This is a genomic window from Bradyrhizobium diversitatis (genome assembly GCF_016031635.1).
Classification (GTDB): Bacteria; Pseudomonadota; Alphaproteobacteria; order Rhizobiales; family Xanthobacteraceae; genus Bradyrhizobium; species Bradyrhizobium diversitatis.
In genome coordinates this window covers 229,913-249,596 of sequence record NZ_JACEGD010000012.1, presented here as the reverse complement: position 1 = coordinate 249,596, position 19,684 = coordinate 229,913, and the positions used below count along the sequence as shown (strand labels likewise).

Below are 19,684 nucleotides of genomic sequence, written 5' to 3'. Positions count from 1 at the left end.
TCCCCTTGTGGAAGAAGGTGGCGCGCGCAGCGCGGCGGATGAGGGGTTCTTTCCGCTCACAAGACCGTTCGTGAGGAGAGATACCCCTCACCCGGCTCGCCGCTTTTGCGGCGATCCACCCTCTCCCGCAAGGGGAGAGGGTACACCGAGTTCTCCGCAAGAGAAGCATCAAAACATCAGATTGTCCTTGATCAGCACCCAGCGGCCGTTCTTGACCTGCTGCACCTGGGTGATGGTGGTGGCGAGATGGTTGGTCTTCGAGAACACCGTCGGCGGCGAATTGAAGATGTCCTGGAACTTGTCGCCGGACTCCAGCGCGTCGAGCATCTTCTGGCCAGTGAGATCCTTGCCAGCCTTGTTGGCATAATGCGCGAACGTCATCACCGCGTTGTAGCCGATGATGGCCTGGGTGTTGGCGTCGGTACCAAACATCTTCTTGTAGTGGACGAGCCAGTCCTTCACCTTTCCTTTCGCGGTGTCTTCATAGGGAATTTCGAAGTTCGAAGCGGAATACAAGCCCTCCACCACTTCCTTGCCGAGCGCCGGCACTTCGAGCACGTTAACGGGCGTGGCGCCGAGGAAGGTGACGTCCCATCCGAGCTTCTTCGCTTCACTCATGGTGCCGATCGGCTCACGGAGGACCGCGCCGAGCACGACGAGGTCGCAGCCGTCGGACTTCATCTTGGCGACCTGCGCCGAGAAGTCGGAGGCGCCGCGCTTGTAGCTCGTGATCGAGGCCGGCTGCACCTTCATGGCGGCGAGCTGCTGGTTAAAACCATCGAGCACGTTCTTTCCGTACTCGTCGTCCTGATGCATGATGCAGGGCTTCTTGAAGTTCTTTGCCTCAATCATGTATTTCAGCGCCGCCCGCGTGCTCTCGACGTAGGGCAGGAGGTTGTTGAACTTCAACCGCTCCTGCGGCTTGGCGGGATCGAACTTGAAGGTGAACTCGGCCGCCGTCAGCGGAAACAGCTGCAGCACGCCGGCGTCGAGCAGGATATCCTGCGCGGCGAGCACGGTAGGCGATCCCATCGGCCCAACCATCGCGAAGATCTTGTCGCGCTCGATCAGCTTCTGCGAGGCCAGCACGGCCTTCTTCGGATCGTAGCCGCTGTCCTCGACCACCAGGCGAATCTTGCGGCCGTTGATGCCGCCGGCGGCGTTAACCTCCTCGACCGCCATCTTCATGCCGTTGGAGACCGGCACGCCCCAACCCTTGATCGGACCCGACAGATCCTGGTGGGTGCCGATGACGATCTCGGTTGCCGAGATGCCATCGTTGGTGACCTTGGTTTGCGCTGCGGCCGGCAGACAGGTAAGCGCCACGGCACCCACAGCAAGGCCGAATGCGCTGAACGATCTCGACATTGACGTCTCCTCTCCTAAAGGCCCGTGTTGGACGAAGGGCGAGGGCCACGGCTCCTTCGCTTTCTCGAATGGGACTTTCCTTTTTGCGCATGCCCTTCTCGGAAAACCGGTTCCCACTTTTCCGGGGCATGCGCATGCGTCACGCCACTGCACGCTCGCGATACATCGCCTCGATCTCGGCGGCGTAGCGCTTGTTCACGAAGCCGCGCTTCAGCTTCATGGTCGGCGTCAGCTCCTCGTCCTCGGGGGTGAGCTGGCGCTCGATCAGATGAAACCTCTTGATGGTCTCGACACGGGCAAAATTGCCGTTGACCTGTTCGATCTCGCGCCAGATCAGGTCCTGGATTTCCCTCGCCCGGCACAGGCTGGCGTAATTGGTGAAGGGGATGTCGTGATCCTGGGCGAACTTCTCGACGTTCTCCTGGTCGATCATCACGAGGCAGGTGAGATACGGCCGTTTGTCGCCGATCACCACGGCGTCGGAAATGTAGGGCGAGAATTTGAGCTGGTTCTCGATCTCGGACGGCGTGATGTTCTTGCCGCCGGAGGTGATGATGATGTCCTTCATCCGGTCGGTAATGCGGACGAAGCCTTCGTTGTCGATGGTGCCGACGTCGCCGGTATGCAGCCAGCCGCGCGGATCGATGGTATCGGCCGTCTTCTCCGGCTGGTTCAGGTAGCCCATGAACAGGAAGTCGCCCTTGATCAGGATCTCGCCGTCGGGCGACAGCGCGACCTCGCCCCAGGGCACCGCGGTGCCGACCGAGCCGAGCTTGATCCTGCCCGCCGGCATCATGGTGGCGACCCCGCAATTCTCGGTCTGGCCGTAGACCTCGTGCATGTCGATTCCGAGCGCCAGATACCAGCGGATCAGCTCCGGTGCGATCGGCGCCGCGCCGGTGAACGCGATGCGGCAACGATCGAGCCCGATCATGCGGCGAATGTTGCGGAACGCGACCTGGTAGGCGATGCGGTTGGCGATCCGCAGCGACAGCGGCGGTGCCCTGCCCTCGAGCCGGCACTCGACCATGCGGTAGCCGATGCCGATCGCGCGCCGATAGACCCATTGCTGCAGCGGCGTCGCGTCCTTCAGCGCGATGGTGATGGCGGAATAGAACTTTTCCCAGACCCGCGGCACCGCCAGAAAGGCGGTCGGCTGCACTTCGCGCAGATTGTCCGGGACGGTTTCCGGGCTCTCGGCGAAATTCATCACCGAGCCGAGCGCGACGGAGATGTAATAGCCGCCGATGCGCTCGGCGACATGGCAGAGCGGCAGGAAGATCAACCGGTCTTCGTCCTCTCGCGCCGGGATGAAGTCGTTGGCATGGCGCATCTGATGCGTGACGCTGCGGTTGGCGTGCATCGCGCCCTTGGGCGGACCGGTCGTGCCGGACGTATAGACGAGGATGGCGAGATCGCCGGCGCCGCGGCTGTCGATCATCTCCCGCCACAGCTCTTCGCGGCCGACCATGTGGTTGCGGCCGAGCGCGCGAAGCTCGTCGAGCGACAGCACCATGTCATCGCAGAAGCCGCTGAGGCCCTCCATGTCGAACACGATGATCTTCTGCAGGGACGGACAGCGTGCGCGGCAGGTGAGAATCTTGTCGAGCTGCTCCTCATCCTCGGCGAAGATCACCCTGGTGCGGGAATCGTTGACGAGATACTCGACCTGGGACGCGGAATCGGTCGGATAGATTCCGGAGGAGACGCCGCCGGCGCACAGGATGCCCATGTCGGCATGGACCCATTCCGGGACGGCGTTGGCGACGATGGAGGCGACGTCGCCGGGCATGAAGCCGATCGCGCGAAGCGCGTAGGCGATCTCCTTCGAGATTTCCAGCCATTCGCGCCAGCTCGTCGGCTGCCAGATGCCGAACTTCTTCTCGCGGATCGCCGGCCTGTCGCCCCGCGTCTCGGCGGCGCGCAGGAAGCTCTTCGCGATCGTATCAGCGACCGTCAGCACCGCCGGTCGGGCCATGCGCCTCTCCTCCCTCCTTGTCGCCAGCCTCCGCTGCCTGCCTTGCCGGCGGTCTCTGTTGCGGATGGCAAGCTCATCTTACTGCCAGCTCTTCCTCACCGCCACGTCTTCTTCTTTTTCCAGCGCCGCTCGCCTCGCGCGCCCGCTTCCTTGGCGCCAAGGTAGAACTCCTGGATGTCCTGGGAATGCATCAAGCGGTCGCAGCTGTCGTTCATCACGATGCGGCCGATCTCCAGCACATAGCCGTAATGTGCCGTCTCCAGCGCCACCTTGGCGTTCTGCTCGACCAAGAGGATCGACATGCCCTGCTCCTCGTTGACCCTGCGGATGATGGTGAAGATCTCCTTCACCAGCAGCGGCGACAGGCCGAGCGAGGGCTCGTCGAGCAGCAGGAGCGTCGGCCGGTTCATCAGGGCGCGTCCGATCGCGAGCATCTGCTGCTCGCCGCCGGAGAGCTGGCCTGCCGGCTGGTTGATGCGCTCCTTCAACCGCGGGAAATAGCCGTAGACGCGCTCCAGATCCTCCGCAACGCCGTCCCGGTCCTTGCGCGGATAGGCGCCCATCATCAGGTTCTCGCGCACGGAGAGGAACGGGAACACCTCGCGCCCCTCCGGCACGTGGCTGAGGCCGAGCCGCACGATGCGGTCGGCCTCCATGCGCTGGATCGGCTTGCCCATGAACTCGATCGCGCCCTTCTGCGGATCGAGGATGCCCGAGATGGTCTTCAGCACCGTGGTCTTGCCGGCTCCGTTCGCCCCGAGCAGCGTGACGATTCGGCCGCGCGGCACTTCCAGCGAGATGCCCCGGATCGCCATGATCGGCCCGTAATAGCTCTCGACGTTGGAGAGCTTCAGGATGGTGTCCGGTGTCGTGGCGGCATCCATCGGTCAGGCTCCCAGATACGCGGCGACGACGTCGGGGTGCTGCTGCACCTCGGCGGGCGAGCCCATCGCCAGCACCCGGCCGTAGTTCAGCGCGATGACCCGATCGGAGACGCGATTGACCAGCGACATGTCGTGTTCGACCATCAGCACGGTGACGCCAAGCTCGTTCTTCAGGTCGCGGATCCAGAACGACATATCGTCGGTTTCCTCGACATTGAGGCCGGAGGACGGTTCGTCGAGCAGGATCAGTTTCGGCTCCGAGCACAGCGCGCGCGCCAGCTCGATCACCTTGCGCACGCCGTAGGGCAGGCCGGAGATCAGCTTGTCGCGATAGGGTTCGAGATCGAGGAATTCGATGACCTGCTCGACCCGGCGCCGGTGCACCTTCTCGTTGGCCCGCACGCTCGGCAGGAACAGCAGCTCCTGCCAGAGCTGGGTCGTGGAATGGCGATGACGGCCGACCAGGAGATTCGACAACACGGTCGCATTCTCGAACAGCTCGATGTTCTGGAAGGTGCGGGCGATGCCGAGCCTGGCGATGTCATAGGGCGGCTCTTCGGTAATGTCCTGGTCTTCGAAAAGGATGCGGCCCGAGGTCGGCCGGTAGATCCGCGAGATCAGGTTGAAGATCGAGCTCTTGCCGGCGCCATTCGGCCCGATGATCGAGAGGATCTCGCCCTTCTCGACCGCGAACGAGACCGCATCGACGGCCTTGAGGCCGCCGAAATGCAGCGACAGGTTCTCGGCGCGGAAATAGCTCATCGATTGCGCTCCGACTTCACATAGATCTTCTGCCGCTTGAAGGTGGCGCGCTTGTAGAGCGGGAACAGCTGGAAGAAGAGCTTGATCTTCAGCCAGCGGCCGTAGAGCCCGAGAGGTTCGAACAAGACGAACAGCACGATGATGATGCCGTAGATCGCGCCTTTCAGGCCGTTGAGCGATGCGAAAGCCGCGACGCTCGACTGGATATTGCCCGCAGTGGCCGTGCCGGCACCGAAGGTCGCGGCAATGCCGGCGATGATGCCGGGCATGTCGTCCTTGAGATAGGTCAGGAACGGATCGATCATCACGATGAAGATCGCGCCCAGCACCGCTCCGTGCAGGCTGAAAGTGCCGCCGATCAGGATCACGATGATGAACTCGATCGAGAGCTGCAGCGTGAACATCTCCGGCGAGATGAAGGAGAGCTTGTGCGCGAACAGCACCCCGGCAAAGCCGGTGATCGCCGCCGAGATGGCGAAGGACTTCACCTTGTAGAGCGCGACATTGACGCCCATGCTGCGCGCTGCCGTCTCGCTGTCGCGGATCGCGACGAAGGCGCGGCCGGTCGGCGAGCGCAGCAGATTGAGCGTGCCGACGATGGTCAGCACCAGCACGGCAAGACAGAGGTAATAGAAGGTCGGGCTGTCGCGCGGCACCGCGACGCCGAGCAGCGACAGCGTCTTGACCCGCATGCCCTCGTTGCCGTGGGTCACGCTCTCCCAGCGCGCCAGGATCTCCTCGACGATCAGAGCAAACGAGATGGTGGCGATGACGAGATAGATGCCGGTGAGGCGCAGCGCCGGAAAGCCGACCATGGCGCCGATGATACCGGTCAACAGCCCGGCGGCGAGGAAGTAGACAGGGAACGGCACGTTGTACTTCTGCAAGTACGCCGCGGTGTAGGCCCCGATCGCGAGGAACGCGGCGTGCCCGAGCGAAGCCTGGCCGGTGAAGCCGGTCAGGATCAAGAGCGCCACGCCCACGATTGCATAGATGCAGACGAAGACGAGCTGGCTCATCAGATAGCTGGACAGCACATGCGGTGCGATCAACAACAGGGCGAGCAGAACGCCGTAGGTGACGACGTAGCCCGAATGCGGAAACAGCCTGATATCGTCTTCATAATCGGTCTTGAACATGAAGCGCATGGCGTTCAGACCTTCTTGCGGACGTGGAGGCCGAACAGGCCTTCGGGCTTCAGGAGCAGCACCGTCAGCAGCACGACATAGGGCGCGACGTCCTTCCAGCCCTCCGGCAGGTAGAAGCCAGCCATGCTCTCGATCACCCCGATCAGGACGCCGCCGACCACTGCACCGGGGATAGAGCCGAAGCCGCCGAGCACGGCGGCGGGAAATGCCTTCAGGCCGAGCACGAGGCCGACATTGGAGTGGATGAAGGTGATCGGCGCCAGCAGCACGCCGGCACAGGTCGCGACCGCCGCGCTGATCGCCCAGACGACCGACACCACGCGCTTGACCGGAATGCCCATATAGTAGGCTGCCAGCATGTTCTCGGAACTGGCGCGCATCGCAGTGCCGAGCATGGTCTTGTTGAAGAACAGCCAGAGCAGCGCGCACAGGATCATCGTCGCCGCAATCACCGAGAGCTTGTCATAGGCGAGCACCAGCGAGCCCATGCGCAGCACGCCCCGGCTGAACGGCGTCTCGATCTTCAGGTCGTCGGTGCCCCAGATCATGCCGGCGACCGAGCGCAGGAAATAGCCCAGCCCGATCGTCGCCATGATGATCGAGAACTGCGGATAGCCGAGGATCGGCCGCACCACCACGCGCTCCGCCACCATGCCGAACAGCGCCATCGCGGCCACCGCACCGGCAAAGCCGATCCAGTAGTTCAGGCCCATCATGCCGATGAAGGTGAAGGCGAAGAAGCCACCCAGCATCATCAGATCGCCCTGGGCGAAGTTGACCACCTCGGTAGCCTTGTAAACGAGCACGAAGCCGAGCGCGATCAGGCCGTAAACGCAGCCGAGCGCAACACCGCTGACCAGCTGCTGAACAAAATCCAGCATCGACGCGTGTCCTCCCGATGCAACCCGCGGCTCTTCCCGACCGCCTTGCCGCATCTTGTGTCCAGTCGCTACGCAGTCGTTTCGCTGCGTTAGCGCCATTTGTCCCGGCGCCAATTCAGCCTGAACCATCAAGCGCTGTCAACAAACGGTGACTTGCCTTTGGTCGATCCCGGATGAGGAATTTGAGGCAAAGTGATTCACCGTGCCGAAATATCTTCGGGTCATGGTCTCGGGCGATGCAAAACCGGATGGTGTGGCCGTCATGAAGCCGGACAACTCGGCGCTGGAAGTCCTGGGGTTAACGAAGCGTTTTGACCGTCTGGCGGTGGACAGCCTCGATCTCACCATTCGCGCCGGAGAATTTTACGCGCTGGTCGGCCCCAACGGCGCGGGCAAAACCACGACTTTGCGCATGGTTGCAGGCCTGCTGCGCCCCGATGCGGGCGCCGTCTCGATCTTCGGCATCGACGCGCTGGCAGACCCCGTCGCCGCCAAGCAGGTGATGGCGTGGGTCTCCGACGAGCCGATGATCTACGACAAGCTGACGCCGCTCGAATATCTCGAATTCGTCGCCGGGCTCTGGGGCATCGCTCCGGCGGCCTCGGAGCCGGTGGCGCAAGAGCTGCTCGGCTCGCTCGGGCTCGAGCCGCACCGCCACGAGCGTTGCGAGGGTTTTTCCAAGGGCATGCGCCAGAAGGTCGCTCTCGCAGGGGCGCTGGTGCACGATCCCCGCCTCATCATCCTCGACGAGCCGCTGACGGGGCTCGATGCCGTCTCCGCGCGCCACGTCAAGGGCCTGCTCAGCGCGCGTGTCCGCGCCGGCTGCACCGTCATCATGACCACGCATATCCTCGAGGTCGCCGAGCGCATGGCCGACCGCATCGGCGTCATCGCCTCCGGTCGCCTGGTCGCGGAAGGCACGCTCGCCGAGCTGCGCCAGCAGAACGGTCATGCCGACACCAGCCTGGAAGATCTCTTCATCGCGCTGGTGACGCTTCAGGTCGCGGCATGAGCTCGGCAACCGCGCTGTCCTGGTTTGCCCGTCACGAGCTGCGGCTTGCCTGGCGCGAATGGCTCGCCATGATGACGGGCGGCCGGCGCAAGCGGACGCGCGCTGCCGTCATCGGCCTGCTCTGCTTCGCCGCGCTGCTGCACCTGCCGGCCTGGGCGGTGATCGGCCGTTTCGCCGGCCTGCAGCTGCCGCTCGACAAATCCTCGCTGATCGTGATTTCGGCGACGATCTTCCTCGCCTGGACCTTGATGCTGTCGCAGGCGATCGAATCGGTGACGCGGGTATTCTACGCCCGGGCCGATCTCGACCTGATCATGTCCTCGCCGGCGCGGCTCGCCAATCTGTTCTCGGTCCGCATCGCCGCGATCGCGCTGACCGTCACCGTGCTGGCGCTGCTGTTCTCGACGCCCTTCATCGACGTGCTGGTGATCGGCGGCGGCGCGCGCTGGCTTGCCGCCTTCGGCGTCGTCATTGCGATGGGTCTGTCGGCCGCGGCGATCGCGATCGCCGTCACCATTCTCCTGTTCCGGTTGGTCGGCCCGGCGCGGACGCGCCTGATCGCCCAGGTCCTCGCCGCGATCATCGGCGCGGGCTTCGTGATCGCGCTGCAGGTCGCAGCGATCATGTCCTACGGCACGCTGTCGCGCTTCACCATCCTGACCTCGGGCAGCCTCGCCGCCTACATGCCCGACGTGGACAGCATCTGGTGGTGGCCGGCGCGGGCGACCATGGGCGACACCGAGTCGTTGCTGCTGCTTCTCGCGCTCGCCCTGGTGCTGCTCGGCAGCGTGATGGCGATCTTCTCGCACCGCTTCGCCGACACCGCGATCGATGCGGCGGCGTACGGCGCGTCCGGCCGCGCCCGCGCGAAGGAGCGCCCGTTCCGCGGCAGATCGCGCCAGCAGGCGCTGCGGCGCAAGGAATTCATGCTGCTGTGGCGCGACCCCTGGCTGATCTCGCAGACGTTGATGCAGCTGCTCTATCTGGTGCCGCCGGCACTCCTGCTCTGGCGCAACTTTGCCGACAGCTCCGCAGCGCTGACGCTGATCACACCCGTCATCGTGATGGCGGCCGGACAGCTTGCCGGCGGGCTCGCCTGGCTGACGATCTCGGGCGAGGACGCGCCCGACCTCGTCGCCACCGCGCCGCTGACGTCGTCCAGCGTCATCCGCGCCAAGATCGAGGTGGTGCTGATCGCAATCGCCGTGATCTTCTGCCCGCTGGTCGCCGCGCTCGCCTTCGCCTCGCCATTCCAGGCGGCAATCAGCGCCGGCGCGATCATCATCAGTGCGGCCTCGGCGACCGCGATCCAGCTCTGGTTCCGGGTGCAGGCCCGTCGCAGCCAATTCCGGCGCCGCCAGACGTCTTCGCGGCTTGCAACCTTCGCCGAGGCCTTCTCCTCGATCGGCTGGGCCGCAACCGCCGCACTGCTGCTCGCTTTGCCACTTGCCGGCCTCATCAGCGGCCTGATCACAGCCAGCCTCGTCGCCGCCACCTGGAGGTTCAGCCCCAGGCGGGCGTGAAGGTGCGACACTGACGCGCTGTTGATCGCGGCCCATTGGCCACGCACTGTGTTGCGCGCTAGACTTGTTTCGAAGTCATCGGGGACGGATTCATGCGGCGACTGGTTTCGGCGGCCCTTGCGCTGTTCGGCGTATCCCTCGCACCTGCGCTCGCCCAGCAGCCATTTCAACGCAGCGAATGCTTGGCGATGGCCAACGCGGCGCCCCGCGTGATGCCGGCCGCATTCCGACACGCGGCGGCCGCGGCCGAAGTCCAAATCACCTATGCCGGCCATTCCACCTATTTCATCGACACGCCCGCCGGCTTGCGCATCGCGACCGACTATAGCGGCGCATATCAGGTGGGACGGCTGCCCGATGTCGTCACCATGAACCGGGCGCACAGCACGCACTATTCTTTATATCCCGACAAACGAATTCCCCATGTGCTGCATGGCTGGAGCGAGGACGGCAAGCCGGCGATCGTGTCGGAGCGCATCAGCGATACGTTCATCCGCAACGTCACGACGGACATCCGCCGCTATTACGGCGACGACGCCGGCAGCGACATGATCCGCGACGGCAACTCGATCTTCATCTTCGAGGCCGCCGGCCTTTGCATCGGCCATCTCGGTCACCTCCATCACAAGCTGGACGACAGCCATTTTGCCCAGATCGGGCGGCTGGACATCGTGATGGTGCCGATCGACGGCACCTATACCATGTCGCTGGACGGCATCTCCGAGATCACCAGGCGGCTTCGCGCCTCGGTGGTGCTGCCGATGCACCGCTTTGCCACCCCGCTCGACGACTTCATGCGCCGGATCGGCCAGCAATTCGAAATCGACCGGCGCCTCGAGCGATCGTTCCGGATGTCGCGGGATGCGCTGCCACCGAAGCCGACCGTGATCATCCTCGACGGGGTCTGAGGCGCAATTTTCTCCAAGCCCGTTGTTGGCGTTTGGTGTTGATCTCCCCGCGAGGAGATCGACATGACCGAGTTTGCTAGATTGTTGCACGCGGACGGACCGAATCCCGCGCACGCGGCGGCGCTTCAGCTTTATGGCCGCTTCGTCGGCGACTGGGATGCCGAGATCACGGCCCATGGACCCGGCGGAACGAAACACGTAGCGCCAGGCAATATCCATTTTGGCTGGGTGCTGGAAGGGCGCGCCGTGCAGGACGTCTGGATCATCCCCCGCGCTGCAGACGGGGCGGCCTTCCCGATCGCCGGAAACTGGTACGGCACGACGCTGCGCGTCTATGACCCCACCATTTCCGCCTGGCGGATCTCCTGGTTCGATCCCGCGCGCTGCGTGTTCCGCCAGCAGATCGGCCGTCCGCAAGGCGAGGACATCGTGCAGGAAGGCACGACCGAAGCCGGCGAGCTGACGCGGTGGAGCTTTACCGAGATCAGCCAGGACTCCTTCCATTGGCTCGGCGAGGCGAAGTCCGCAGCAGCGCAGGATTGGCGGCTGATGGTGGAGGTCAAAGCACGACGGCGCATGCCATAGGCATCGGCCGGCCATGATACTGAAACGAAAAGAGGGGCCGGGATGTTGATCCCGCCCCCTCTTCATCGTGGCCGCTGGGAAGCGTCCTTGAAACTATTTTGTCCGATTTAGCCGGCACCCATCAGCGAGGCCGGCCGGCGTTCGCCGGTGGGGGCGAACATCTTCTTCAGCTTATTGACGACGCGGATCAGGAAGCCGATCACCACCGGATTGGTCTTGCGGCAGAACGCGATCTTCTTGACGTGCCCTTCGACATGCCATTTGGCATGCGCGCCGTCACGGAAGAAAATGACATCGCCGGGGCCGTAGCGCTTGGGCGGCATGCCGTCGCTTTCGAGCACGATCGATCCTTCCATGATCATGATCGTCTCGTCGATGTCGTAGTACCAGTTGAAGCGCCCTTCGGTGCAGTGCCAGATGATGGTCTGGGCGGTGCCGTCGGCGCTGGTCGACAGGACGCGGGAGCTTGATACCGGATTGCCCTCGATGATCCAGGACGGCTCGATCGGCCGCAGCTCGAGATCCACATTGAAATTGCCGACTTCAATCAATGGCATCTGCTTCCTCGGGAAATGATATTTGCGGCCGAATCCCGGCCGGGAGTGTCTCGAAAGATGCTCGGACGCTAGTCGCCCGTTTCTAATTCTTTCTTACATCGATTTCGAAAATCTACCGGAAGCGACGGGTGCAAACGGTTAACGTCGCAATTCCCCTGCAAATCCGCGGACATGACCCGGTCCTTCCCGGGTGCGACAAAGCGCGCAACGGCACTGGGACGAAGCCCGGCAACGCCGTTGCGGCCGATGCGCCAGCCGCGGCTCGTCCGCTGCCGAAGAAAGTTATCGCAGGCTACTTCGCCCACTCGCCCTTGCGGAACACCGGCACCTTGCTGCCGTCGGCCAAAATACCGTCGATGTCGGTCTCGGCCGAGCCGATCATCCAGTCGATATGGATCAGGCTCTGGTTGCCGCCTTGCGCCGCGATCTGCTGTGGCGTGAGCTGGGCGCCGTTGACGAAGCATTTCGAATAGCACTGGCCGAGCGCGATGTGAGACGCTGCGTTCTCGTCGAACAACGTGTTGTAGAACAACAGGCCGCTCTGCGAGATCGGCGAGGAATGCGGCACCAGCGCCACTTCGCCGAGGCGCCGCGCGCCCTCGTCGGTGTCGAGCACCTTGTTCAGCACCTCCGCGCCGCGCGAGGCTTTTGCGTCGACGATCTTGCCGTCCTCGAAGCGCACGGCGATGTTGTCGATCAGCGTCCCCTGATAGGACAGCGGCTTCGAGCTTACGACATGGCCGTAGACGCGACGGCAATGCGGCGTGGTGAAGACCTCTTCGGTCGGGATATTGGCGTTGCAGCTGATGCCGTTCTTGGAGAGCGAGGCGCCGCCTTCCCATTCGTGGCCGTCGGCAAGTCCGATGGTGAGATCGGTGCCGGGACCCGAATATTGCAGCGCGCGAAAGCGCTGGCCATTGAGCCAGTTGGTGCGCTCGCGCAGCACCGCATTGTGGCTCGCCCAATTGCCCATCGCGTCCTCGCGATCGACTCGGGACGCTGCGAAAATCGCATCCGCGAGCTTGCCGACCGCGACGTCCTCGGGATCATCAGGGAACACCAGCTTCGCCCAGGACGGGCTCGGATAGGCGATGATGTTCCAGTTGGTGTCGAAATTGACGATCTTCTCCAGCGCGGGCTGATAGGCCATCGAATTCGCCTTGCTCGCGCGCGCCACCTTGGAAGGATCCTCACCCGACAGCAGCATCGGGTTGTCGCCGACGATGGCGAGCCGTGCAGTGTTGTCCGAGAAGGCCTTGGCCATGCCCTCGTAGAGCCAGCCGGCGGCGCGATCGAAACTGGCGTCGTGGCCGTGGCGGTAGCGCGCCAGCGTCATCTCCTCGTCCGACAGGATCGGCGTCACGAGGCCGGCGCCGGCCTTGTAGGCATGCACGGCGATCCGCCGCACCAGCGGCAGCGCGATCGCGGGCGCCGTCAGAAGCAGATCCTGTCCCGGCCGCAAGCCCAGGCCCACCTTCACCGCCACCTCGGCCAGCCGGTCGAGCTTCGCGGGATCGATGCGAGTGGAGGTGTTGCGCTGATCAGTCATGCCGGTCCCTCTGCCGAAAGTCTCTCGCTCAATCTAAGTCTAGCATCGCGAGACACAAGTGTGCGAGCGTCTTGCAACGCACGAAAGATACGCAGTTTCACGCATTTTGGTTTTCAACGTGTTGCCGATTTCAGCACCCGGTCGACCATGGCGGGCGCGAGTCCGAGGTAATTTTTCGGTGAGGTGAGCGCCTCGATCGTGGCACGGTCGATGCGGCTCGATATCCGTGAATCTGCGGACAGCGCATCGGCAAGGCTGATTCCCTTCTCGTTGGCCTGACGGCATGCATCATAGACCACGTCATGCGCCTCCTGCCGCCCGATCTGCGGCGCCAGCCCCATCATGACCGCTTCGGCCACAATCAGGCCGCGGCTGATGGCGAGATTGTCGTTCATCTTCGCTTCGTCCACGATAAGGCCTGCGAGCGCGAACTTCGCCTGGTGCAGGGCGCCGGCGGTCAGCACGAAGCTTTCGGGGATCGCCATCCATTCGGCGTGCCAGGGCCCCGTGGCGCGCTCGAAATCCTGCACCATGGCATCGAGCATCAGGCCGGCGTGCTGGCGCACCGCCTTGGACGCCGCAAGCATCAGTTCGGAGGAGATCGGGTTGCGCTTCTGCGGCATGGTCGAGGAGGCGCCGCGCCCCTTGACGAAGGGCTCGTAGACCTCGGCAAACTCGGTCGAGGCCATGATCATGATGTCGAGCGCGATCTTGCCGAGCGAACCGGTGACGAGTGCGAGGAAGTTCACCGCCTCCGCAAAGCCGTCGCGCGCGACGTGCCAGGTCGAGGCGGGAACGCCGAGCTTCAGCTCGGCGCAGAGCGCCGCCTGCACCTCGAACCCCTTGTCGCCAAGCGAGGCCAGCGTGCCGGCAGCGCCGGCAAACTGGCCGACCAGCACGCGCGGCTTCAGCTGCGCCAACCGCTCGGCGTGGCGATCGAACATCGCAAGCCAGATCGCGGTCTTGTAGCCGAAGGTCACCGGCAGCGCCTGTTGCAGATGGGTTCGCCCCGCCATCGCGGTATCGCGATGGCGCTTCGACAGATCGGCGAGGATCTTGCGCAACTCGGCGATGTCGCGTTCGACGATCTCGAGCGCGGCGCGCAGTTGCAACACCACGGCGGTGTCCATGACGTCCTGCGTGGTGGCGCCCCAATGCACGTAGCGGCCCGCCTCGCCGCATTGCTTCACCATCTGATGCACCAAAGGCAGGATCGGGTAGCCGACGACATCGGTCTCCTGCCTGAGCAGATCGAAATCGAGCGCGCCGATGTCGGTCCGCGCCGCGATCGCTGCGGCCGCCTCCTGTGGGATCACACCGCACTTCGCCTCCGCCTTCGCCAGCGCCACCTCGACCTCGGCATAGCGCGCGACCGTCGCGACGTCGGAGAACACCTCGCGCATCTCAGGCGTGCCGAAGGCGTCGCGAAACAGCATGGAGTCGAGCACGGTGGTGGAGGCGGGGAAAGCTGGCATGGGCGCTTCTTTGTGGTTGGTGTTTTGTGTGGCGGCAGCTTACGCAGGCCGCGCATTTCGGCAATGGACATTCACCGTTCGCCACATTTGCCGCACCACGACATTATGACGGCACGTCATCCTGTTACTCCGTCATCCCAAGGTGCAAAGCGTGCGATGCGCGGCAGCGCGGGAAGCCTCGGGATGACGGTGAGCGGCGAGCATGGTCCCGGCCCCGCGGCGATCCGCCGGCCACAACATTCCAGCTACGGTTGTATTCCCCGCCGGAAAGGGCATGGCTGCCCTCACGCAATCGCGATGAACCAAGCACCGCCTTCGAGAGACACACGGTTTTCGACCTAAATTTGATTTAGCCATTTCGCTTGCCCGATTTCACAATGAGGCCTGAGTTTTCGACGTGCAGTTTCTGTTCCGGGACCATCTTCTGGATACCGACCGGCGCGAGCTGAGCCGCGAGCAGGTTCCCATTGCCGTGGAGCCGCAGGTTTTCGACCTCGTGGTCCACCTCATGCAGAACCGCGACCGGGTGGTCAGCAAGGACGAGTTGATCGATAAGATCTGGCACGGGCGCAGCGTCTCCGAATCCACCCTGACCAGCCGGATCAACGCGGCGCGCAAGGCGATCGGCGACAATGGCGCAAGCCAGACGCTGATCCGCACCATCACCCGCAAGGGTTTTCGCTTCGTCGGTGATGTCCAGACACAGCTCGGCGCGGCCGCACCGGAGCCGGTTCGTGTCGCCCAGACCCAGGCAGCCTTTGCGCTGCCCGAGCGGCCCGCGATCGCTGTGCTGCCCTTCACGAATATGAGCGGCGAGGCCGGGCAGGATTATTTCTCCGACGGCATCAGCGAGGACATCATCACCGCGTTGTCGAAGCTGCGATGGTTCTTCGTCGTCGCGCGCAATTCCTCCTTCGTCTACAAGGGCCGCGCCGTGCACATCCACGAGGTCGCGCGGGAACTCGGCGTGCGCTACGTGGTCGAAGGCAGCGTGCGGCGGAGCGGCGATCGGGTGCGCATCTCGGCCCAGCTCAACGACGTCTCGACCGGCAGCCATCTCTGGGCCGAACGCTACGACCGGGAGCTCGCCGACATCTTCGCCGTGCAGGACGAGATCACCGAGGCGATCGTCGCCGCGATCGAGCCGCAGCTCTATGCCGCCGAAAGCTTCCGAGCCCAGCAGAAGCCGCCGGGCAGCCTGGATGCATGGGACCTCGTGATGCGCGCCCTGTCGCATTACTGGCGCATTACCCGCGAGGACAATGCCGCCGCGCAAGGGCTGCTGGAACAGGCCGTCACCATCGATCCCGCCTATGGCAAGGCGCTGGGCCTGCTTGCGACCAGCCATATGTTCGGCGCGCATATGGGCTGGGCCGACATGGCCGCGACCTTGCCGCTTGCCGAACGCGCGGCGCTCGCGGCGGTGGAGGCCGATCGCGAGGATGCCTGGGCCCATCACGGTCTCGCCTACACCTATCTGTTCCGCCGCCGCTTCGACGACGCGCTGGCGGAATTCGAATTGGCCCTGAGGCTCAATCCGAATTTCGCGATGGCGCATGCCTTTCACGGCGTGACGCTGTGCTATGCCGGACGATGGCAGGACGGCGATGCGGCCGCCCGTCGCGCGCTGCGGCTGAGTCCGCGCGACCCGCTCGCGGCGATCTATTGCGGGGTTGCGGCCTATGCCCGGTTCGTCGGCCGCGACTACGAGGGAGCCGTCCAGATGGCGCGGGAATCGATGCGCCAACGCGGAGATTTCGTCGGCGCGCACCGCGTGCTGACGGCCGCCGCCGGCATGCTGGGCGATCCGGCGCTCGCGGCGTCCGCCCTGGAAGGCCTCCTCCGCGCCCAGCCCGAGGTCTCGCTTGCCTGGATCACCCGCGAGCTGCCGATGCTGCGAGAAGAGGACCGTGCGCATTATCTCGAAGGCTTGATGCGCGCGGGCATGAGGTAATGGCGGGGCGACAATGACCGCGCACCTTCTCCCATTGCAGCTTGCTATCCTGGGCTAAGCGCTATCCTGGGCTAAGCGCTATTCGTCATCAGGCCCGAACAGCCTGATCTGCGGAAAGCCGCTGCGTGGCCGGCCTGCATAGTCGCGCGCATCGGAATCTTCGCGGACGTTGCGCGCGACGTCATCCCAATCGGTGCGGTCGCGCATGCCGCGCGGTTCGCGCAATTCATAGTGCCGGCGCTCGGCCCAGCGCTCGCGGCGCTCCGCCCTGCGCCGTTCGGTCGCCGCACGCTTCACGTCCGAATCCCTCGCCTTGGCATAGGCATTGTTCGAGGAGGCTGACGGCTCGGTCGAGGCCTGCTGCTCGGCAGGTCTTGCTGCCTGCGCGGACGCTGCCGGTGCCGGCCTGGGCGGCTCGACTGCAGCGGCTTGCGAAGGCTGCGGCGCCGGCGGTTCAGCATTCGCCTGCGTGGTTTGCGTGTCAGACTTTGCTTCGGCCCGCGCTGGCGCAGCGATCATCGCCCCGAAGGCTTGCGAGCCGGTGAGATAGTTCACGCGCTCCGAAGGCGCGTTCGTGGTCGCCGGCGTGGCGCCCTCGGTGCGCTGTGCCATCTTGCTGGTGTCCGGGCCCTGCCGGGGCGCGACCGGATGCATGATGTTGCCGGCAACGATACCGCCACCGAGACCAATGGCGATGGCCGCGATGATGGTTCCGGCACCGACAAAATAGGCTGTCGAGGCGCGCATTCATCCACTCCCTCTTTTGGAGCGGGCAACGCGTGGGGATTGCCGGATGTTCCTGATGGCCGCGGCTCCTGAAGCAGGAACCGCGCGGATCAGATCTGCTGCGCGACCTTCTCGAGCCCGATGAGGCGAGCGAGCTTGCGCACTTCTTCCTTCTGGTCGTCACGGAGCTGGAACAACAGCGGCATCGCGGCCGACTTCAACTGCTGCACCTCGTCGCAATTCGGATCGATCTGCGCGCTGGGCGGCGCATTCGGATTCGACAGCTTGTTCGCCTGGATCTTGCGGGCGACGTTGCGCAGCGCGGTCTCGACCGAGGGCCAGTAATATTCCTGCGACGACGACAGTTTCAGGCGGTCCCTGATGCCTGCGATCTGCCCGTCGGACAGCAGCGAATAGGCCTTCTGCGGTTGCGGCTTGGCGACGACCTTCGGCTTGGCCGGAACCTCGACGGCAGGAACCTCCGTCGCGGCGGGCGCCTCGTGCACGCTTGCCTTCGGCATCGGGAAATCGGAGGGCGTGGCGGCGGCGAAGGCCTGACGCAGCGGCTCGGTCAGGACGGGCGCCTGGGAAAGCTTGTCGGCGGCCACCTGGACCGGCTCGATCGCGGCCGAGGCCAGCGCGAGCGTCGGAACCAGACGGTCGGCCTTGGCGGCGCGGTTGGTTGCGAGCGGCTTGGCCGGGGGCGTCTGATCAATCATCTCGGCGCTGACGCTGGGCACGCTGTCGCGGCCGAGAATGGCGGTGGTGGCGGCGCCGAGGACGAGGAAACAGGTCAGCGCGACGATGGTGATGGCTTTGGACAAACGTCTCTCCGCGTCCGACTTCAAGTCCACGTGATCACTGCCCCGAAACTGGGCGATAAATAAGGCTTAACCGTGCCATTGCAGCGGCAATCGCGCGGACTGCGGCGACACGCGAAAAACTCAACGAAATCAGGCAGCTGCCGCGAGGTCATAGGCGTCCTGGATATCGGCCACGATCTCCGAGGCTTCCCAGACCGCGCGCGGCTCGACCGATTGCAGCGTCACCGTCCAGTTGCCGCCACGGCGGGTCCGGGGAACGCTGACGATGTCGAAGCGGACGTTGCGGCACAGCGGGTGGCGGGCCAGGGCATGGGCGACGCGGACGCGGATTTCGTCCATCGTCGCAGCTGTCTTGCTGTTGAGAAAATCGAAGTCCATCGCCTGTCCCCTCTCGGTCCTGGTTGGCGGCCGTGAAGGGGATTCTTGGCGGGCGATGGTTAATCTGCCGTTAAGTGCGGGCGCGCAGGGGCGCGCTCGATTAACTGTGATCGGGGCCCGCCTCTCGATATTCCGCACGCGTTCGCGCGACCAGATCGTCGACCGCGAGCACCTCCGTCACCCCAGATGCGGAGTGCCCGGCGCTCCAGATATCGCGCCAGCGCTTCGGCCGATTCTCGCGCGCGGCGATGTCGATGTCCTTGACGATGTCGATCGCGCCGCGCGCCGGCAGGTCGTCCGGATCAAGTCCGGCGGCGACGATCGACGGCCGCAGCATGCTGGTCTGCAAGCCCGTGAACGCGGTGGTGAGCAGGACGTCGTCGGCGCTGCTCTCGACCAGCATCCGCTTGTAGCGGTCGTCCGCCATGCTCTCCTGCGTCGCAATGAACTTCGTGCCCATATAGGCGAGATCGCAGCCGAGCACTTCCGCCGCATGCAGCGCATAGCCGTCGCTGATGCCGCCTGCCAGCACGATGATGCCATCGTAGAATATGCGCACCGCGCGAACGAAGGCGAACGGGTTGAGCCAGCCGGTCTGGCCGCCCGCTCCCGCCGTGAGCAACACGAGCCCGTCCGCGCCGGCTTCCGCCGCACGCTCGGCGTGACGGATCGAAGCGACATCCGCCAGCACCAACGCCCCGGCATCATGGAGCGGCCTCAACACCTGCGCCGGCGATCCGACCGAAGTGATGACGACCTCCGGCCCGTGCCGCAGCAGCACGGCGAGATCCTCTGCGAGCCGCGCATTGGAACGGTGCACGATCAGGTTCGGACAGAGCGGCGCGACCTTGCGGCCGGTCTGATCTTCATGCCGTCGCAGCCGCGTGCCGATCTCGGTGAACCATGCGTCGAGTTGTTCCGTGCTGCGGCAATTCGCGGTGGGAAAGCTGCCGATCACGCCGTTGCGGCAGGACGCGACCATGAGCTCGACGCCCGACACCAGGAACATCGGCGCCGCGATCAGCGGCAGCGCGAGACGATCGTGGAAGCGTTGCAGTCGATCCGATGGCATGCATGCCTCCCTGCGCGGGCTTTATCGTTTCCTCCCGCATTCGCTGTGCTAGCGTCATCGGCAACATTGGCACGCCAGAAGCCGGTGACAAAGCAACGAG

General features: G+C 64.5%; 18 protein-coding genes. 5 read left to right on the top strand and 13 right to left on the bottom strand.

Going from position 1 to position 19,684, the window contains the following annotated elements:
• Positions 1-168: 168 nt before the first annotated feature.
• From H1B27_RS15285 to H1B27_RS15260, 6 genes are all read right to left on the bottom strand, one after another.
• Positions 169-1,368 carry an ABC transporter substrate-binding protein gene (locus H1B27_RS15285; RefSeq protein ID WP_197966609.1) on the bottom strand — a complete coding sequence of 400 codons (1,200 nt, stop codon included), beginning with the start codon at positions 1,366-1,368 and terminating at the stop codon, positions 169-171.
• Positions 1,369-1,507: 139 nt separating this feature from the next.
• On the bottom strand, positions 1,508-3,346 hold the full coding sequence (locus H1B27_RS15280) for an AMP-dependent synthetase/ligase (RefSeq protein WP_197966608.1): 1,839 nt from the start codon (positions 3,344-3,346) through the stop codon (positions 1,508-1,510).
• 95 nt (positions 3,347-3,441) lie between these two features.
• Positions 3,442-4,230 (bottom strand): ABC transporter ATP-binding protein, encoded by a 789-nt coding sequence (locus H1B27_RS15275; protein ID WP_197966607.1) that lies wholly within the window; start codon positions 4,228-4,230, stop codon positions 3,442-3,444.
• Positions 4,231-4,233: 3 nt separating this feature from the next.
• Entirely contained in the window at positions 4,234-4,992 is a 759-nt protein-coding gene (locus H1B27_RS15270) for an ABC transporter ATP-binding protein (protein ID WP_061881102.1), read from the bottom strand.
• A complete protein-coding gene (locus H1B27_RS15265; protein ID WP_061881103.1) occupies positions 4,989-6,140 on the bottom strand; it encodes a branched-chain amino acid ABC transporter permease in 1,152 nt (383 codons plus the stop codon). Before H1B27_RS15265 ends, H1B27_RS15270 begins: the two co-directional genes overlap by 4 nt.
• 5 nt (positions 6,141-6,145) lie before the next feature.
• A complete protein-coding gene (locus H1B27_RS15260; RefSeq protein ID WP_197966606.1) occupies positions 6,146-7,021 on the bottom strand; it encodes a branched-chain amino acid ABC transporter permease in 876 nt (291 codons plus the stop codon).
• Between the two features lie 262 nt (positions 7,022-7,283).
• Here H1B27_RS15260 and H1B27_RS15255 point away from each other — a divergent pair, with 262 nt between their 5' ends.
• The 4 genes from H1B27_RS15255 (at position 7,284) to H1B27_RS15240 (ending at position 11,049) form a co-directional block, all read left to right on the top strand.
• The gene (locus H1B27_RS15255) at positions 7,284-8,033 is read left to right on the top strand and encodes an ABC transporter ATP-binding protein (protein ID WP_061881242.1); all 750 of its coding nucleotides are present in this window, start codon (positions 7,284-7,286) and stop codon (positions 8,031-8,033) included.
• On the top strand, positions 8,030-9,556 hold the full coding sequence (locus H1B27_RS15250; RefSeq protein WP_197966605.1) for a permease: 1,527 nt from the start codon (positions 8,030-8,032) through the stop codon (positions 9,554-9,556). The genes H1B27_RS15255 and H1B27_RS15250 overlap by 4 nt, the downstream gene beginning before the upstream one ends.
• 92 nt (positions 9,557-9,648) lie before the next feature.
• Positions 9,649-10,464, top strand: a complete 816-nt coding sequence (locus H1B27_RS15245; RefSeq protein ID WP_061881105.1) for an MBL fold metallo-hydrolase — start codon at positions 9,649-9,651, stop codon at positions 10,462-10,464.
• A 63-nt stretch (positions 10,465-10,527) separates the two neighbouring features.
• Positions 10,528-11,049: a hypothetical protein gene (locus tag H1B27_RS15240; RefSeq protein ID WP_061881106.1), complete on the top strand. Its 522-nt coding sequence runs from the start codon at positions 10,528-10,530 to the stop codon at positions 11,047-11,049.
• 107 nt (positions 11,050-11,156) lie between these two features.
• On the opposite strand, the gene H1B27_RS15235 is transcribed toward H1B27_RS15240, so the two are convergent.
• The 3 genes from H1B27_RS15235 to pcaB form a co-directional block, all read right to left on the bottom strand.
• Positions 11,157-11,606 (bottom strand): cupin domain-containing protein, encoded by a 450-nt coding sequence (locus tag H1B27_RS15235; RefSeq protein ID WP_197966604.1) that lies wholly within the window; start codon positions 11,604-11,606, stop codon positions 11,157-11,159.
• Between the two features lie 292 nt (positions 11,607-11,898).
• Complete coding sequence (locus H1B27_RS15230; RefSeq protein ID WP_197966603.1) at positions 11,899-13,155, bottom strand: aminopeptidase; 1,257 nt, start codon at positions 13,153-13,155, stop codon at positions 11,899-11,901.
• Between the two features lie 113 nt (positions 13,156-13,268).
• Positions 13,269-14,630: a 3-carboxy-cis,cis-muconate cycloisomerase gene (pcaB, locus tag H1B27_RS15225; protein WP_197966602.1), complete on the bottom strand. Its 1,362-nt coding sequence runs from the start codon at positions 14,628-14,630 to the stop codon at positions 13,269-13,271.
• A 397-nt stretch (positions 14,631-15,027) separates the two neighbouring features.
• Between pcaB and H1B27_RS15220 the strand changes: the two genes are divergently transcribed.
• On the top strand, positions 15,028-16,584 hold the full coding sequence (locus H1B27_RS15220) for a winged helix-turn-helix domain-containing tetratricopeptide repeat protein (protein ID WP_197966601.1): 1,557 nt from the start codon (positions 15,028-15,030) through the stop codon (positions 16,582-16,584).
• A gap of 78 nt (positions 16,585-16,662) precedes the next feature.
• Here H1B27_RS15220 and H1B27_RS15215 read toward each other — a convergent pair whose 3' ends face one another.
• The 4 genes from H1B27_RS15215 to H1B27_RS15200 form a co-directional block, all read right to left on the bottom strand.
• Positions 16,663-17,331 (bottom strand): hypothetical protein, encoded by a 669-nt coding sequence (locus H1B27_RS15215; protein ID WP_197966600.1) that lies wholly within the window; start codon positions 17,329-17,331, stop codon positions 16,663-16,665.
• Between the two features lie 89 nt (positions 17,332-17,420).
• Positions 17,421-18,134 (bottom strand): hypothetical protein, encoded by a 714-nt coding sequence (locus tag H1B27_RS15210; RefSeq protein ID WP_061881243.1) that lies wholly within the window; start codon positions 18,132-18,134, stop codon positions 17,421-17,423.
• A 129-nt stretch (positions 18,135-18,263) separates the two neighbouring features.
• Positions 18,264-18,512 (bottom strand): hypothetical protein, encoded by a 249-nt coding sequence (locus H1B27_RS15205; RefSeq protein WP_028179079.1) that lies wholly within the window; start codon positions 18,510-18,512, stop codon positions 18,264-18,266.
• Positions 18,513-18,612: 100 nt separating this feature from the next.
• Positions 18,613-19,584, bottom strand: a complete 972-nt coding sequence (locus H1B27_RS15200; RefSeq protein ID WP_197966599.1) for an NAD(P)H-dependent flavin oxidoreductase — start codon at positions 19,582-19,584, stop codon at positions 18,613-18,615.
• Positions 19,585-19,684: the final 100 nt, after the last annotated feature.

Coding starts and splice junctions, on each gene's coding strand:
- H1B27_RS15230 (WP_197966603.1), bottom strand. CDS start 13,155: ATGACTGATCAGCGCAACACCTCCACTCGCATCGATCCCGCGAAGCTC.
- H1B27_RS15240 (WP_061881106.1), top strand. CDS start 10,528: ATGACCGAGTTTGCTAGATTGTTGCACGCGGACGGACCGAATCCCGCG.
- H1B27_RS15250 (WP_197966605.1), top strand. CDS start 8,030: ATGAGCTCGGCAACCGCGCTGTCCTGGTTTGCCCGTCACGAGCTGCGG.
- H1B27_RS15200 (WP_197966599.1), bottom strand. CDS start 19,584: ATGCCATCGGATCGACTGCAACGCTTCCACGATCGTCTCGCGCTGCCG.
- H1B27_RS15260 (WP_197966606.1), bottom strand. CDS start 7,021: ATGCTGGATTTTGTTCAGCAGCTGGTCAGCGGTGTTGCGCTCGGCTGC.
- H1B27_RS15215 (WP_197966600.1), bottom strand. CDS start 17,331: ATGCGCGCCTCGACAGCCTATTTTGTCGGTGCCGGAACCATCATCGCG.
- H1B27_RS15245 (WP_061881105.1), top strand. CDS start 9,649: ATGCGGCGACTGGTTTCGGCGGCCCTTGCGCTGTTCGGCGTATCCCTC.
- H1B27_RS15280 (WP_197966608.1), bottom strand. CDS start 3,346: ATGGCCCGACCGGCGGTGCTGACGGTCGCTGATACGATCGCGAAGAGC.
- H1B27_RS15270 (WP_061881102.1), bottom strand. CDS start 4,992: ATGAGCTATTTCCGCGCCGAGAACCTGTCGCTGCATTTCGGCGGCCTC.
- H1B27_RS15255 (WP_061881242.1), top strand. CDS start 7,284: ATGAAGCCGGACAACTCGGCGCTGGAAGTCCTGGGGTTAACGAAGCGT.
- H1B27_RS15265 (WP_061881103.1), bottom strand. CDS start 6,140: ATGCGCTTCATGTTCAAGACCGATTATGAAGACGATATCAGGCTGTTT.
- H1B27_RS15235 (WP_197966604.1), bottom strand. CDS start 11,606: ATGCCATTGATTGAAGTCGGCAATTTCAATGTGGATCTCGAGCTGCGG.
- H1B27_RS15285 (WP_197966609.1), bottom strand. CDS start 1,368: ATGTCGAGATCGTTCAGCGCATTCGGCCTTGCTGTGGGTGCCGTGGCG.
- pcaB (WP_197966602.1), bottom strand. CDS start 14,630: ATGCCAGCTTTCCCCGCCTCCACCACCGTGCTCGACTCCATGCTGTTT.
- H1B27_RS15275 (WP_197966607.1), bottom strand. CDS start 4,230: ATGGATGCCGCCACGACACCGGACACCATCCTGAAGCTCTCCAACGTC.
- H1B27_RS15205 (WP_028179079.1), bottom strand. CDS start 18,512: ATGGACTTCGATTTTCTCAACAGCAAGACAGCTGCGACGATGGACGAA.